Origin of the sequence: uncultured Nostoc sp. (assembly GCF_964245575.1) — a bacterium.
GTDB lineage: Bacteria > Cyanobacteriota > Cyanobacteriia > Cyanobacteriales > Nostocaceae > Nostoc.
The window spans coordinates 14,868-29,898 of record NZ_CAXTNP010000067.1 but is presented as its reverse complement, the minus strand read 5'-3'; the positions used below and the strand labels follow the sequence as shown (position 1 = coordinate 29,898).

Annotated in this window: 11 protein-coding genes and 1 pseudogene; 6 read left to right on the top strand and 6 right to left on the bottom strand. The window is 41.8% G+C overall.

Annotated features, from left to right (window positions below):
• Positions 1-102: 102 nt before the first annotated feature.
• Together ACFFAP_RS13160 and ACFFAP_RS13155 are read right to left on the bottom strand one after the other, a co-directional pair.
• Entirely contained in the window at positions 103-363 is a 261-nt protein-coding gene (locus ACFFAP_RS13160) for a lanthionine synthetase LanC family protein (RefSeq protein ID WP_375511636.1), read from the bottom strand.
• Positions 338-658, bottom strand: a complete 321-nt coding sequence (locus ACFFAP_RS13155) for a DUF4135 domain-containing protein (RefSeq protein WP_375511635.1) — start codon at positions 656-658, stop codon at positions 338-340. The genes ACFFAP_RS13160 and ACFFAP_RS13155 overlap by 26 nt, the downstream gene beginning before the upstream one ends.
• 34 nt (positions 659-692) lie before the next feature.
• Here ACFFAP_RS13155 and ACFFAP_RS13150 point away from each other — a divergent pair, with 34 nt between their 5' ends.
• Both ACFFAP_RS13150 and ACFFAP_RS13145 read left to right on the top strand, forming a co-directional pair.
• Positions 693-878 carry a hypothetical protein gene (locus tag ACFFAP_RS13150; protein ID WP_375511634.1) on the top strand — a complete coding sequence of 62 codons (186 nt, stop codon included), beginning with the start codon at positions 693-695 and terminating at the stop codon, positions 876-878.
• A 6-nt stretch (positions 879-884) separates the two neighbouring features.
• Positions 885-1,214, top strand: coding sequence for a hypothetical protein (locus ACFFAP_RS13145; RefSeq protein WP_375511633.1), 330 nt, complete (start codon positions 885-887; stop codon positions 1,212-1,214).
• Between the two features lie 311 nt (positions 1,215-1,525).
• Here the strand turns inward: ACFFAP_RS13145 and treS are convergent, their stop codons facing one another.
• The gene (gene treS / locus ACFFAP_RS13140; protein ID WP_375511632.1) at positions 1,526-4,924 is read right to left on the bottom strand and encodes a maltose alpha-D-glucosyltransferase; all 3,399 of its coding nucleotides are present in this window, start codon (positions 4,922-4,924) and stop codon (positions 1,526-1,528) included.
• A 1,841-nt stretch (positions 4,925-6,765) separates the two neighbouring features.
• On the opposite strand from treS, the gene ACFFAP_RS13135 reads away from it, so the two are divergent.
• Positions 6,766-7,845: an ion channel gene (locus tag ACFFAP_RS13135; protein ID WP_375511631.1), complete on the top strand. Its 1,080-nt coding sequence runs from the start codon at positions 6,766-6,768 to the stop codon at positions 7,843-7,845.
• Positions 7,846-7,943: 98 nt separating this feature from the next.
• Here the strand turns inward: ACFFAP_RS13135 and ACFFAP_RS13130 are convergent, their stop codons facing one another.
• On the bottom strand, positions 7,944-8,126 hold the full coding sequence (locus ACFFAP_RS13130; protein WP_375511630.1) for a hypothetical protein: 183 nt from the start codon (positions 8,124-8,126) through the stop codon (positions 7,944-7,946).
• 23 nt (positions 8,127-8,149) lie between these two features.
• Here ACFFAP_RS13130 and ACFFAP_RS13125 point away from each other — a divergent pair.
• Positions 8,150-8,308: pseudogene (locus ACFFAP_RS13125) on the top strand (IS630 transposase-related protein); the annotation flags it as partial.
• A gap of 393 nt (positions 8,309-8,701) precedes the next feature.
• Here the strand turns inward: ACFFAP_RS13125 and ACFFAP_RS13120 are convergent.
• Complete coding sequence (locus tag ACFFAP_RS13120; RefSeq protein ID WP_375511629.1) at positions 8,702-12,367, bottom strand: NB-ARC domain-containing protein; 3,666 nt, start codon at positions 12,365-12,367, stop codon at positions 8,702-8,704.
• A 212-nt stretch (positions 12,368-12,579) separates the two neighbouring features.
• Here ACFFAP_RS13120 and ACFFAP_RS13115 point away from each other — a divergent pair, with 212 nt between their 5' ends.
• Positions 12,580-12,915, top strand: coding sequence for a GTPase (locus ACFFAP_RS13115; RefSeq protein WP_375511628.1), 336 nt, complete (start codon positions 12,580-12,582; stop codon positions 12,913-12,915).
• Between the two features lie 327 nt (positions 12,916-13,242).
• Positions 13,243-14,760: a dynamin family protein gene (locus ACFFAP_RS13110; RefSeq protein ID WP_375511627.1), complete on the top strand. Its 1,518-nt coding sequence runs from the start codon at positions 13,243-13,245 to the stop codon at positions 14,758-14,760.
• Positions 14,761-14,872: 112 nt separating this feature from the next.
• Here the strand turns inward: ACFFAP_RS13110 and ACFFAP_RS13105 are convergent, their stop codons facing one another.
• Positions 14,873-15,031 (bottom strand): hypothetical protein, encoded by a 159-nt coding sequence (locus ACFFAP_RS13105; protein WP_375511626.1) that lies wholly within the window; start codon positions 15,029-15,031, stop codon positions 14,873-14,875.

Here is a 15,031-nt window from a genome sequence, read left to right as displayed (position 1 = left end):
AGGAACTTCCGCCTTCACGTTTGAGTGTTTCGCGCACCCTGTAGAAGCGATCGCTTCCTCAGCAGCAGCGAGAAAGATTGTATCTTGAGTGACACCATACAATCATAGTAATGCGTAGGCAATACCAGCTGCACCATGAGAAAATCCGGTCAAAAGTTTTTCGTCTAGGGTAGCCCAAGCTCTGATACCATTACTGCTGGCGCTATGGTGATTTAGTAGATGATGACCGCAGATAACTGCTTGCTCTAGAACTACTGGATCTGGGATGTAAGAATAGAGAGTTAACAATCCTAAAATCGCCCCAGCCGCTCCAGATACAATATCAAATTTGCGATCGCTAGCAATATTTGCTGGTGTAATCAAAGATGCTACTTGTTGATGGTAAAGCATCACTATTAAAGTGAGTAGCAAACAGAGGAATATCTAACTGTGCTAGTGCCTGCTGTTCTGCGGCTATAATTGCCCAAGATTCAGGTTTAATTTCAGATTTAAGTAGCGATCGGCGGAGAACATCAAGAGCAATACTACGATCTACACCATTTTGCAGGAATTTGGGCTGTAAGGTTTGCTTGAGCAGATTACCATACACTTGAGTGGGACGAAATACAAACCGGACTCGCTGATTGGCTAATTTTGTCAAAGGAGTGTTTGCAGCCAAAAGCGTTTCTCTATAATTACTTGACAAGATTGATTTGAAACTGGACTATGTGGGTCGGCTTGGTTCACGAGACAATCGAGAGTGTGTTTATCAATTCATTGCCCCTGATAACGAGCATGATTTGATTTTCAAGGGGTGGTTAAATTGGGATGAAGCATCTGTGTTAGCTAGCGCTCAAAATGTCAGTTCTGATTTGGTGTCAGGCACTAATAAGCACTAATAATAAGTGTTAACCACTGCCGTAATTGACACAACATCCCTTGACACTTCCCAAACGAAAAATAGCGTTATCCAAAGCTCGTTGGGGTTGAAGCTGAAAATGCAGCAAGGACTCGACAGCGTTGGCAAGTTCTACCAACACCTAGTCTCCCAAGTTGGCGAGGCTGTTGGGGTAGCTGATAGGAAGCCTTACACAGAACACATACCTGGGGCATTGGCAGGGTGCGATCGCGACCCAATTCTGTTTCTAAGCTGCCTATTGGTGCAGTCTAACTTGGTTTTGGCGTCAAGCCGCACGCCAAAACCTAAAGGTACTCAGTACAGCGAAAAGATATGACAGTTCGGCATCGACTAGCAGAATTGGTTTCAAGTCTGGAGTCATAAGAGGATGCTCAAGCGCAATCGCCGTTAGACAAACTCCCGTTACTACATACAGTAGCGTAAACAGGGTAAACTGTCTCATCGTTTTCTTTTTGTGTCTAATCACAAAATTATCGCGTCTAGAAAAGGCGACTTTTTAACGCAGCAAAATACGGTGCAGGAGCGATCGCTATTAAGTCGGCGCTTGGGGTATCTGCCTCAAGATATTTTGATGCAATCGAGTTTCTTTCAATATCCTAGCCTTTGTTGTCGCCCCCTCAGGTACTATCAAAAACTGTGATTAGCAGTTTTACTTAATAGTTGCAGAATAAATTTGAGTGGAATTTCTACCCAATCAGAGTGATTATTTAGTTCACAACCTAGTGCATCAATCGCTTGCTCTAGAAGATAGGCAAAAAGCAGCACATTTAATTCTTCTGTTGTCTTTGGCAGGAAAGATTCTTGATTAGCAGTTTCTAGATAAGAATTCAAAAAGCTAGTACTGACCCAGCTATACCAAAACTGTCCCCATTGTTCTATAAGGGGTAAATTTTCAGGCAGGATCATCCCAGATTCTTTTTGATAGCGGAGAGCTTCGTTAACTGCATAGTTGAAAGATAGCAACATTCCTGCTACATCTTGTAGAGGTGATCGCTTTATGCGTCGTTCGCTTAAACTGCGATCTGCTTTGCCTTCAAAATCCGGAATAATAAAGTCTTTTCCTGTGTAAAATACTTGCGATAAATGGTAGTTTCCATGATGACGAGTCCGCAATGCAGTAATTTTTTGCCCGACAACTAACTGAAAGCGTTCTAAGATTTTCTGTTGGCTATTAAGAACTTCTAATGCTAATGGTTGAGTATTGATTGGCAAGTAGTTTGCTCGTTCTTTTAACAACCGAAATACTTGTCCAGTTAAGTTACGTGCATTTTGATATATCGAACGTTGATAAAGTGATGAAAAAGATTCTGGAGCAAAGTCTGAGCTATCTATATTTGTAGCCAGCGCTATATGGAATTCAGCTGTGGATTTACCCAACAACTCAACACTTTGCAGGTAAGAAGTGATAGTTGCAATTGCCAATTCTGGAATCTCAATTCTCTGTAAATCCAATAAGGAACCTGATGGCAGAGGCACTTCGCTAATAGTGGCGTGTTCTGTGGTCACTAAATCAAAGTACTTTTGCAAACTATCAAGGGTGTAGTCCCAGCCACTGCGGATATCTGAAATAAACTCTTGTAATATGCCTATAGTCGTGGGTAGGGCAGTTTTATTGCCTGTTTTATTTGCACGGCGGTACTCTAAAGCACCAGCTAGGAAAATTGAGTGTTGCAAGCGTTTTTTCTGGTATAAGAAACGCCGGATTTCTAAATCTGGGTGCAAACCCTCCTCGACTTTGCGGAAGAGTTTTAACAACAAGCGATCGCCATAAACTATATAAGTATTGGTTTGTTCTTCTTTATTCAGGACAATCGGCTCACGATTGGTTAACTGTTGGCGCAATTCGGAGAATGAATCAGTAGTAGTGCCAAATAATTCTCCGGTTATCCCTTTATAAGAGTGATGATTAGCGATCGCATCATCTAGCAGTGAGGTGAGAAAGTTCTTGTCTGCTAAAGCATCAAATAAAATTCCAACTTCTTGAGTATTGGGTGGAGGAGTGTCTATTTTGCCTTGCACTCCAAGCCGTGCAATTACAGCTTGCGGCATTTCTGCCAAAAGATGTGTTGCTTGCTCACCTTCTGCATAGGCGAGAAATAACAGATAAGTTTCGTGGTTTCCCTGGCTATAATCTAGCTGCAACCAAACAATTTGAGCTATCTGCTGGTTATAGGGTAAAGAAATCGCTTCAATGATTTGTGTTGATTGTACAGTCCGAGTTTTGCCGCCAAACCAGCTACAGGTATAAAGGTAATCCCGCAACGTTGATTCTAGAATGCTTTTTGACTCTCGTTGCCCAATCACATTCTGCCATGAACCATTTACCAACAGATAGCTTAAGTCTGCTTGGGGTTTAAGAGATTGAGTTGAGCTAGGTTTAGGTTGTAAGGTGAACCAGTAAAACCCGTAAGGACTTAAGCTAAGGAAATAGGGCGATTCTGTAATCGGTGGGAATTCAGTGGAACCAAAAATTTCTACTGGTAGTAGCCCATTGAAGGTTGATAAATCTAACGCCACCGTTTGCACATAACGAGATAAATTTGCTACTACCAGGATATGTTCTTCAGAGGCGATCCGGCTAAAGGCAAAAACTTTGCGATTATTAGACTGTAGCAATTCAAAACGCCCTTCACCCAATGCCGGAAAACGTTTGCGAGTTGCAATTAAACGTTTCATCCAATACCACAGAGAATTGCTATTAGTCCGTTGTGCCTCGACGTTGAGTGCTTCGTAGTGATATTCTGAGTCAACAATGACAGGTAGATACAAGCGTTGCGGGTTGGTGCGACTAAAACCGGCGTTGCGGTCAGAACTCCACTGCATAGGTGTGCGAACACCATTGCGATCGCCTAGATAAACGTTATCTCCCATGCCAATTTCATCACCGTAGTAAAGTACGGGGGTTCCTGGTAGAGATAACAGTAAACTATTGAGTAACTCAATTTGGCGGCGGTCATTGCCCAAAAGCGGCGCTAATCTGCGGCGGATGCCTAAATTTACCCGCATCATTGGGTCTTGTGCATAGGCCCCATACATAAAATCCCGGTCTTCATCTGTCACCATTTCTAGAGTCAGTTCGTCATGGTTGCGGAGGAACAATGCCCACTGACAGTTATCAGGAATCGATGGAGTTTGCTGAAGAATATCTACAATCGGGAAATTATCTTCCATCCGCACTGCCATAAACAAACGCGGCATTAGGGGAAAATGAAAGTTCATGTGACACTCATCCCCAGCACCGTAATATTGAGCTGCATCTTCAGGCCATTGGTTCGCCTCAGCTAGTAACATCCGGTTAGGAAATTTCGCGTCGATGTGCGATCGCAACTCCTTCAAATACGCATGGGTTTCAGGTAAGTTTTCGCAGTTCGTTCCTTGCCGTTCGTATAGATAAGGCACAGCATCCATGCGTAGTCCATCTACACCCATCTCCAACCAAAAATCTAGAACATCAAATACTGCCTCGCGCACCAAGGGATTGTCATAATTCAAATCCGGCTGATGGGAATAGAAACGATGCCAGCAATAAGCTTTGGCAACTGAATCCCAAGTCCAGTTAGATGTCTCAAAATCTTGGAAGATAATTCGCGCTTCTTGGTATTTTTCAGGAGTATCACTCCAAACATAAAAATCTCGCTCCTGACTCCCTTTCGGGGCGCGACGTGCCCTTTGAAACCAAGGATGTTGGTCAGAGGTATGGTTAATAATTAACTCAATAATTACACGGATACCGCGCTGATGAGCAGCGCTCAAAAACGCTTTAAAGTCTTCTAACGTGCCATAGATAGGATTGATACTAGTGTAATCGGCAATATCGTAACCATCATCTCTGAGTGGTGAAGGAAAAAAAGGTAACAACCAAATGGCAGTAATACCTAAATCTTGTAAATAGTCTAGTTTTTCTGTCAGCCCTGGAAAATCACCAATACCATCACCATTACTGTCAGCAAATGTGCGAACACCTAGTTCGTAGATAATTGCATTTTTGAACCATAATGAGTCATCTTTCAAGTTGGAGTTTGGCATTATTTTAAAAAGATATGCGATCGCATATCCAATAGAACTATATTTTTACTTGATACAATCGCTGAGATTATCAGCTTATTTATCTTACACGAGTAATGTTTATACTTTCTTACTTAAGTAATGAAACTACCAAACGAGCTATATTTAGTCATAAATAATCATACCAACTGCGTATATACATATATTTTTATTTAAAATTTTCAGGTGCAAAACTGTAACAAAACTTATTACATCCTATATCTTGTAGTTAGGAGTTTAGTAATTTAGCTAGCTGATGTAGGATTGAGCAACATTAGCTAGTAATAATTGCAAACGACTAGGGACTATATATTGGGCATAAGTTATTTATTAATTGCGATATCTCATTGTTAGCGCCAACTATTTAGTTCCAGTATTACGCTCTGGGCAAGGGCATACAAGTATTGATGCTATTGTGCAGCAAATCCAAGCACAGCCAGAGCCTTGACCAGGTACTGAAATCGTTGAGTTTGAATTTATCACCGTGTACTCTTGGTTTCCCCCTGTCTGAACCGAGCCAGCCAATATTCACTAGTTTATCTTTCAAAGTCTTTCGTAGAGGTTGTCCCAGCCCGGAGGGCGCAGGACTTGGCTTCAGTTTTTTTATATCTAAATGCTTATCAAGTCGGCGGTTTCCTTATCGCGCTTCATAACATTTTTGGAGTTGGCAGACCACCAAAGCAAGTAAATTATTCTTCAATTGATGTTTTTTGCTGCGAAAAACTTGCTAGCTCTAATGCTAAAGTCTCTTCTAATACATCTAGAATGGCGTGTGGATCTGTCGGGAACTTCATCATTTGCGCCTCTGGGTTAGAGCGATTTCTGACATTGAGAATATCCTGGCGTAATTCCTCAACTAAGGCAATGAGTTTAGCGATTTTTTACTCAGACAGCAGGTTGAGTTGAAGGCTAAGTTGCGCCCGTTGGTCTGCTAATTTTTCTTGTCGCTCAAGTTTGGTAGTCTTTATTACTTTGTGGATTCCTCCAATTTTTTAACTTAAGTTTTGACTAAGGATCTATACTTTCAGGCATAAGAAAAAGATAAAACTACCTACAGGTAGATTTGAGGCATGATTAGCACACGCCTCTTCGTTGAAGCGATCGCTTTCACCGAAACAATGCCTCAGCTTAGAATAACTCAGTTTAGAGTAAAAAGTAATAATTGCACTCAGCATAAAAGGTCTGAAGCCGCAGCTATTGGCAATGGAAAAACAAAAAAATATTTATTTCGATAGCGCAGTCTTAGCGAGTCATCAAGCGTCACCTCAAGTGCCACAAGAAATAATGCGTCCTTACTTCAATCCCCCCGTTTCGCTTTCTTCAGTAGAGCGAAAAGATTTCTAGAAGGCTTACCATCCGTTCATTTGACCGATGGGATACAATCCGCCAGAATGCCTGTATCATCTGCTTTTTGAGCAATAGGGTTGTAGATCCGTTCTCCTGTCCAGGCAAGCGATCGCTCTTGTCAGTCTTAGAAACGTCGCCTGAAACCCTTATTATTCTGCAATGTGGTATCGCTTAATACTCAAGCACAGACCTTTAACAGTAGCATTTGCAAAAACCTTGATTCAACAGGTAATTGCTGGAATTGAGTGAGAGCGCATTATCTGCTGACAAGGTACAGCGAAGCGATGTTAAAGGTGGGCTGCGCCTTGTCAGCTACTCATCTGTTCACTGTTCAATAGCGAAGAGAATGTAGTGCTTATTGTACATAGTTTAGAGCTTTTCGAGCCTGCCATTTGAGTCAGAATCTTCAAAAATCTTGCCATGCATAGTTTACAATTTTTGTCAAAGGTAAAAGTTCCAACTCAGGCAATCAAACGATGGCGATATGTGAGGCAAGCATCGGTATCTTAATCATTGTGATTGTGTCGTTTGATGTATTTCAGGTGGTGATCGTTCCTCGTCGCTCGCCACGCACGTTTAGGATTTCATCTCTGCTGATCAGATTATTTTGGTTACCGTGGCGAAAACTAAGTTTGCACGCCGGCAAGCGGCAGGAATATTTATTGGGAATATTCGCGCCGTTGTCGTTGATGCTGCTGCTCACGGTTTGGGTGATTGTATTGATTTTTGGATACGGACTGATCCTGTACGCTCTGCAAGACTCCATCCAACCTGCGATTCGAGATTTTGGTAGTGCCCTTTACGTAGCAGGAACCTCGCTGTTCACCCTTGGATTTGGTGATTTTGTCTCCTTCGGGATTGCACGGGTGGTGATGCTGGCGGCAGCAGGATCGGGATTAGCTGTGATGTCGCTTGTGATCGCGTTTTTATTCTCACTCTACAGTTGTTTACAGCATCGGGAAGTTTTTGTCAATCTCGTCGAGGCGCGGGCTGGCAGTCCTCCATCGGGGGTGACGTTGTTGGAAACTTATGCTCGCTTAAAGATTCTTGACCAACTGCCTGGTGACATTGGGGATTGGGAAGTTTGGGCAGCCGAAATTTTGGAGAGCCATCGCGCGTATCCGATTCTCTCGTTTTTTCGCTCGACTCTAGAAGATGATTCCTGGATTAGTACACTCGGTGCAATGCTCGACGCTTGTACGCTGTTGCTTACTACCGTGCAAACTGAGCATAGCGGTCGAGCGTATTTGATGCACCGAATGGGCTGTCGTATTGTTCTGGATCTGCATCAGTTGTTTCAACTTCCTTTAGCAGGCATACTCGAAGTTAATCGCGAACAATTTGAGCAGTCACGGGCAAGTTTAGCACAGGCGGGTTTTGTGCTAAAGGATGCAGAATCTGCTTGGCGAAAGTTTGTGGAGATGCATTCTGCCTACAGCAGCTTACTCAACACGTTAGTTGAATACTTCGCCACCAAACCGCCCTTATGGACTGATCATACTTTCCCCGCACCTCATCCGCTTGCTCGACGATTTCACAAGAAAACGGGTTCGTGATCGCCAAGCTCTACCTCAAGTCACTGATTCGTGGACTTGATAGCTATCTCGAACCTGGAGCGATCGCAGCAGTGTCACAGAGGTATTGATAATGGCATTCAGCAGATGTTTGGCAGTAGTTTATATTTTGCAAACTGCTCAAACGTTGTTGGTGTGAGTGCTTCAGGTGTTCGTACTGTAGCGTAAACCCCGTCAGGATTGCCAAGAGCGCGGAACAGATTTCCTAGCTCTCGTTGTATAGCAACCGCCAGTTCCATCAAGACGTAAGATAAAGTGATCATAGCCCTGTCTCCTGGTTTTCAGAATGGCTCAACCCTATAGTTACGATCTACATGCGAAAGTCATCAAGGCCATTGAAATGGATGGGCTTAAAAAATGTGAAGCCAGTGAGCTATTTAATATCAGCCGCAACACCATCCATCTGTGGCTGAAACGCAAAGCTCAAACGGGTGAGTTTACCCCTCTTCTGTCACTTTCCGAGCAGCCAATCTATGAAAGCTTTATCAGTCAGTCAATACAGGCTTTTCTATTAGAAAAAAATAGGTCTTGTATTTGTTATTAGGAAATAATCGAGCGATGCCTGCGGCGGGCAAAGCCATCGCTTGGTAGATAAAAGCTCTAGAATTCACAAATGGCAAATGTTTTCGGAGAGTGACAGAAGAGGGATTATTTACTAATAAAAACTAAGAGAGATTCCAAAATGACATAGATAATTGGAAAAATTGATGGATGATTATTATTACTATGTAAGTGAGAATTTAATTTACTGAAATTCTTATTTAATAAGGGTTTCGCTAAATCTCACTCTGATTCAGACTCGTCAATATTTAGATGCGTTTGCCCTGCCCCACCTCATTCAGCCACCCTCCCCTTGCCAAGGGGAGGGTTGGGATACTCGCTCATTTTTGCTAATGTGCAGTTCAGTTTCAATCGCCCCTAGAGTTTTAAGAGTAGTAAGGGTCGCTTCAGTTAACCCAGTAACCCCGGCGATCTTCATACCTTCATAAAGTCTTTTACTTCTCAAACTTCTTATACAAACACCAGTCAAGATATTCCAAATCTTCAGCGTCTCATCTTCACCGCTACTGATTAGAGTATGCCCCTCAGGACTAAAAGTAACTGATAAAACTGCTTGAGTTGGTTGCTGTAAAGTTTTGAGGCATTCACCAGTTTTCACATCCCATAACTTCACAGTTTGATCCGTACTACCGCTGCTGAGAATTTTTCCATCTGGATGAAAAGCGAGCGATCGCACCCACCCTGTATGTCCTGGCAAAGTTTTCAGGCATTCACCAGTCTTGACTTCCCATATCTTGATTACGTGATCTCCACTACCACTACTAAGAATTTGTCCATCGGGGCTAAAGGCAATTGACCACACCCAACCTCTATGTCCTGGCAAAGTTTGCAGACATTTACCAGTATTGATTTCCCATATCTTTACTGTATGGTCATGACCACCACTAGCTAAAGTTAGACCATCAGGACTGAACGTCACTGACAAAACTCCGTGGTTTTGTGCATGTAAAGTTTTCAGGCATTGCCCTGTCTGGACATCCCATAATTTCACTGTATGGTCATGACTACCACTAGCCAAGGTACAACCGTCTGCACTAAAAGCAATTGCCCAAATCCAATTCGAGTGTCCTGGCAAAGTTTGTCGACATTTACAAGTCTTAATATCCCATATCTTGATCGTTTTGTCTTCACTGCCACTGGCGACAACACCACCTTCAGGAATCCATGCCACTGACCTGACCTCATTGCTATGTCCGATGAGTGTTGCGAAGCATTCGCCAGTGTTGATGTCCCACAATTTCACCGTTTTATTACTACTACTAGCCAGCATTTGACCATCAGGACTGAGGGCAATTGACCAGATGCGATTACCATATCCCTGCATAGTTTTTAAACATTGACCAGTAGCAACTTCCCACAGTTTCAAAGTTTGGTCATTACTGCCACTTGCCAAGATTTGACCATCAGGACTAAAGATAACTGCTCGGATCATACTATTATGTTCTAGCAAAGTTTTCAGGCACTCACCACTACTGACATTCCACAGCTTCACTGTATGATCCCAACTACCACTTGCCAGGGTTTGCCCATCTCGACAAAATGCAAGTGACATCACCCAATCAGAGTGCCCCTGCAAGGTCGTCAAACATTCACCAGTATTAATATCCCATAACTTTACTGCTCCATCGCCACTACCACTAGCAAGTATCCATCCATTTGGACTGATGGCAACTGACCAAATCCCTTCATCATGTTCTTGCAAAGTTCTTAAGCATTGACCAGTGCTAACATCCCACAGCTTCAGTGTTTTGTCCACGCTACCGCTAACTAACACTTTATTGTCAGGAGTCAAAACGACTGCCCTTACCATATTTTGATGTCCTTGCAAAGTTTTCAAGCACTGACCAGTATTCACATCCCATATTTTTACAGTTTTGTCATCACTGCTACTGACCAATACTTTCGCATCTGAAGTAAACAGGAGTGACCAAATTCCTTGTTCATGTCCCTGCAAGGTATTGAGACATTCACCAGTTGTGACATTCCAAAGCTTGATTGTTTGGTCTTCACTGCCACTGGCAAGGATACTACTGTCATGATTAAAGGCAATTGCTGATACCCAATCAGTATGACCTCTAAAGATTTTTAGCTGTCTCCAATCACTAACTTGGTACAAGCGAATCTCACTATTCATATCCCCAATCGCTAAAAATTTTTGATTGGGGCTAAATGCCAATGACAAAACACCACCGAAAGTTTCCGCAAATACAGATTGAGCTAAATTAGCGTTTTGGAAATTTACATTGTGCAAATTCACATTTCGTATATCTGTTTGTCGAATTGTGAGATGCGAAAAATTATAGTTACTTAGATCTGTCTTGAGATAACAAAGTATATTTAAGACATTTCCAGCAGCATAACTTTGGTCTTGGGTGGATGTCTCACGCAGAGTTGATAAAATTTCTTTAAGTTGGTTTTCCAGGTCTTTTTTACTTCTAAAAATAGTTAGCAGTCCCTCTATAATAGGTTGAAGAATCAGACGAATTTGAATTCTTTTAATATAGTCTTTTGCTGTAGCTTTTATCAAAGCATGATTTTTGAATAAATCAAAATTAAGTTTAGTAATTTCTTCCCATATATGTTGTATTAACTCATCATTTATGTACTCCATAACTACAGGTTGTAAAGTAAAAAGTCCAGAGCTTTTGGCAGCAAGCGTAGGCGTAGCCTTCTCGATTAGAGATCGCCTCAGTAAAGATTCCAGAGCTTCTAATAATTTTTGTGGTTGTAAAAGTGATACAATATCAGCTTGCAACTCTGATAGTGAAACTGGCTCACGATTAATTGCCAGCCAGTACATTATATTTTTTTCTGAATTTGATAACCGCGAGAATTGTTGCTCTAAAAGTTCGCGTATGTTACCGAAAATAGCTGTATTTTGTTTAAAAAATTCAGAAATATTACCATTAAAAACATCTTGAATTGTTGTCGCTACTATTTTTAAGGCTAAGGCGTTACCTGCATAGCGTTCAACTACTGTTCTCAATTCTGACTCAGAACCAGACAACCCCTTGAGAGCAAAGATTTTTTGACCATCCACCACATCTAAACTACTCAGTTGTAATGAGTGAATCGGTAGTGCTTGTCCTTCAAGGAAGGCTACATCTTTTGGTTTTTCCCGTGAAGTTAGTACTAGACAACTAATATGGTTAACTTCTCCTATTAATCTAATCAGTTGAGCATATTCTTCATAGCCTTCTCGATAGTTACCAGCGATCGCCCCACTTTGTAAAAGGGTTTCAGCATTATCAAGGATAATCAGACAGCGCCAAGAACGTAAATAATCAATTAGTTGGGAGATTCTGCCGTCTAAGCTGTTTGGTAAATCAGTTTCTAAAACTTGAGAGTCGGAGAAAAATTGAATTAAGTTAGCCAAAAGCTCCAAAAGTGGTGGAGCATTGTAGAGCGATCGCCAGATCAAGTACTGAAACTGCCCCTGAACTTGTTGGGCTAGTTTAGCAGCCAGAGAGGTTTTCCCAATTCCCCCCATTCCCAACACTGCTACCAATCGGCAACGGTCTTTGATTATCCACTGTTCTAATCTATTCAGTTCTGCCGTGCGTCCATAAAACACAGAAACATCAATCGCTTCTCCCCAGTCTGATCGATTTTGAATTTTGGATTTTGAATTTTGGATTGAATTTTCCAGAGTTACCCCTGCTCTCTCTACCCTCCAATCTCTGCGCCATCGGCGCTCTAGAGCAAAGCGAAAGTTATTTTTACTGACCTTCTCGCCCAGTACTTCGGCAAGCAGTTTCCAAAGCTCAGGACCAGCATGTCGCTTTATATATGCCACCGAATAATTAGCTGCCGAAGCAATTTGCTCGTAGGTCAAATTATCCCAAGAGCCGTTGAGGATAGCAACTTCTACTTTACTAAGCCGTCTTCCCACTTCCACAAAGACTGCTTCATTAGCAACTTCCAGCGCTTCCTCTAAGTTCATAAGCTACTATGTGAGTTTCTATGCAAACTCTACCACAGAAATAAATTCACCGGAACTTTCCCGGAACTTTAGTCTATCGATAATTAATGGCGATCGCTCTAAATTGAGTATAGGAAGCTAGCGAAACTTCTGCTTCATAAAAAAAGTTCAACAAAGAAATCAATAATAATAACTGGTTCTGTAACTCTTGATACTGGAGATAGTACTACGTTATGACTCAGGATCTTTCTGCTGATTGGATTAAGAATTTTCCGACCCTTTTTCAAAAACAAGTAAAACAGGAGTTCGATAATCTTATGAAGCCAAATATTCTGATTATTGGGCGAACAGGAGTCGGTAAAAGTTCATTGATTAATGCAATTTTTTGCATCAGTGATGCAAAAGTTGGTCACAGTCAACCTGTTACCGAATTATACAATTTTTACTCTAACCCGAATAAATCGGTGAACCTTTATGACTTAAAATTTTTTCCAGGTATAGAAACAATCGTCGGTAGTACTATCGATGCAACAATATGCTGCCACACTCACAGCTGCACTTGGCTTTAGCTTTAGCGCCCTCTTACGTAAGATTACTAAATCCATTATTGAAGGCAAAGATGTTACATATACTAAAGAAAAGTCGGAGGATTTCATCAGGAAAAGATTCAAGCAAGAGTTAAAGAAGCTTCAAATAAGCAAAAGAATTGAAAGTTATGAGCCTCTATAGGACGAAAGTTAATTTTAAACTACAGCACATTGCAAGTAAATAAAGTACAAAAATGAGAGCTAAAAGCCAGACTCTAAACCCTTTTTATTTCTGACTTATGACTCCTGATTTTGCTGTAGTTGTTTACTCTCTAATTAACAAGTGATTGTATAATAGGAAAATTTTCTATGGCGACTGATCGAGAATTACTTCAACATCCTCAGAATCTCAGCCAAAATCTTGAATCTTGGTTACACCAGTGTTTGCTCTTGGCAGAATCATGTTCTGTTGCAGAGATAGTTTCCCAATTGCAAACCATCACAGAACGCTTGCGTTTTCCTGGTTTTCGACTGGCTGTTGTTGGTGAATTTAGTCGTGGTAAAAGTACTTTGCTTAATCGACTTTTGGAACGGGAACTGCTACCAACGGGAGCATTGCCAACTACAGCAACTCTAAGTACTATTACCCCTGGCACAGAAGATAGCATGGTAGTTAGTTTTGACAGTAGCCCAGAAGTGCATCGAGCAATAGATGCTGCTTCTTGGAACGACTTGGTAGTAACTGACTCAGACGGCAAAGAGCAGGAAGTATTGGCTGAAGTCCAGCTCACCGTAGTTCATCCTTGGCTAGAAGCACTGGATACTGAATTGATTGATACGCCAGGAATTGAAGAACTCAATACTACTCGTGCAGCTATTGTTTTTGATTTACTTAGTCAGTGCGATGCCACAGTACTGCTAGTTAGTGCCACGCTACCCTTTAGTATGACGGAAGCTGTCTTTCTCGAACAAGAAGTGATTGGTAAGCATATTCCCCGGATTATAGTCGTTGTATCTAAGTTGGATACTATTCAACATGAACAACGAGAAGAAGTAATAGCTGTCACTAGAGAACGGATAGCCCAAATTTCCGCAGATATACCAGTTTTGCCATCTTATCCAGTTGATAAAGATATGAACGATACCGAAGCAATAGAGGCAGTGCGATCGCAAATTACCGCAATGGTCAAAGGTGGTAATCACAAAGCATGGCGCAGTCAGCAGGTAGCAAGACAACTGATTGATATATTGACTCAGTTGATTGATATAGGTTCTGTGGCGATCGCATCTGCCAAAATGAGTGCTGCTGAACACGAACAGGCACTAAGAAAGGCAAAAGCAGCAATCCGAACTACTGAACTTCAATGGGAACAAATTCGCTTAGAGTTGGATCGGCGACGTCTTCAGCACGGACAAACATTAAAGGAAAATATTTTCAGTAGCAAAAGCACACTTATAGAAGTACTGAACCAAGAATTGAGTCAGACAGATAATCCCAAAACTTGGTGGGAGCGTGAGTTACCTTCGCGGCTGCGGCGAGAGTTATTTTCTTTGGGACAGAAATCCGAAGAATTCCTGCTTCAGGAAATTGCTGATGATTTTGACTGGCTAACAGCAGAAGTATCTCGAACTTTTTCTACTCAAATGACTCAGCAACCAAGTCAAAAACAGGAAACTCTAGAGATAAAGCCTAACTTACCACAGTTGGAAACGTCTCCGATTCAGCGTTACCGCTGGTTAACCAGAATTGGCGGTGGTGTTGCCGTAATTGGTAGTTATCTTACAGGAGGAACAGCGGTGGTGGCGATCGCTCTCAGTCTAGGTGTAACCATTCTCAGCGAACAATTCCTCAGTGACCAATTAGAGGAACAGCGACAACAAGTATAGAAGAAATTAGAACTTTCTATAGACAAGGCTTTTAACGAATACTGCGATCGCATATCTGAACGACTACGCAAGATATACCAGCAAATAGCAGAAGATATCCAACGCCAACAACTTACCTGGCAATCAGCCAAAACGGCTGTGATTGAAGTAAGTCTAAGTCATCCAGACTCCGATGAACAACCTTGGCAACAAATGCTTGACAAAGCCTCTGCTTTGAAACAATAAATCCTCGCAGCAGTAGAAACGTCCAACCATTAATTCCTGTTTCCAT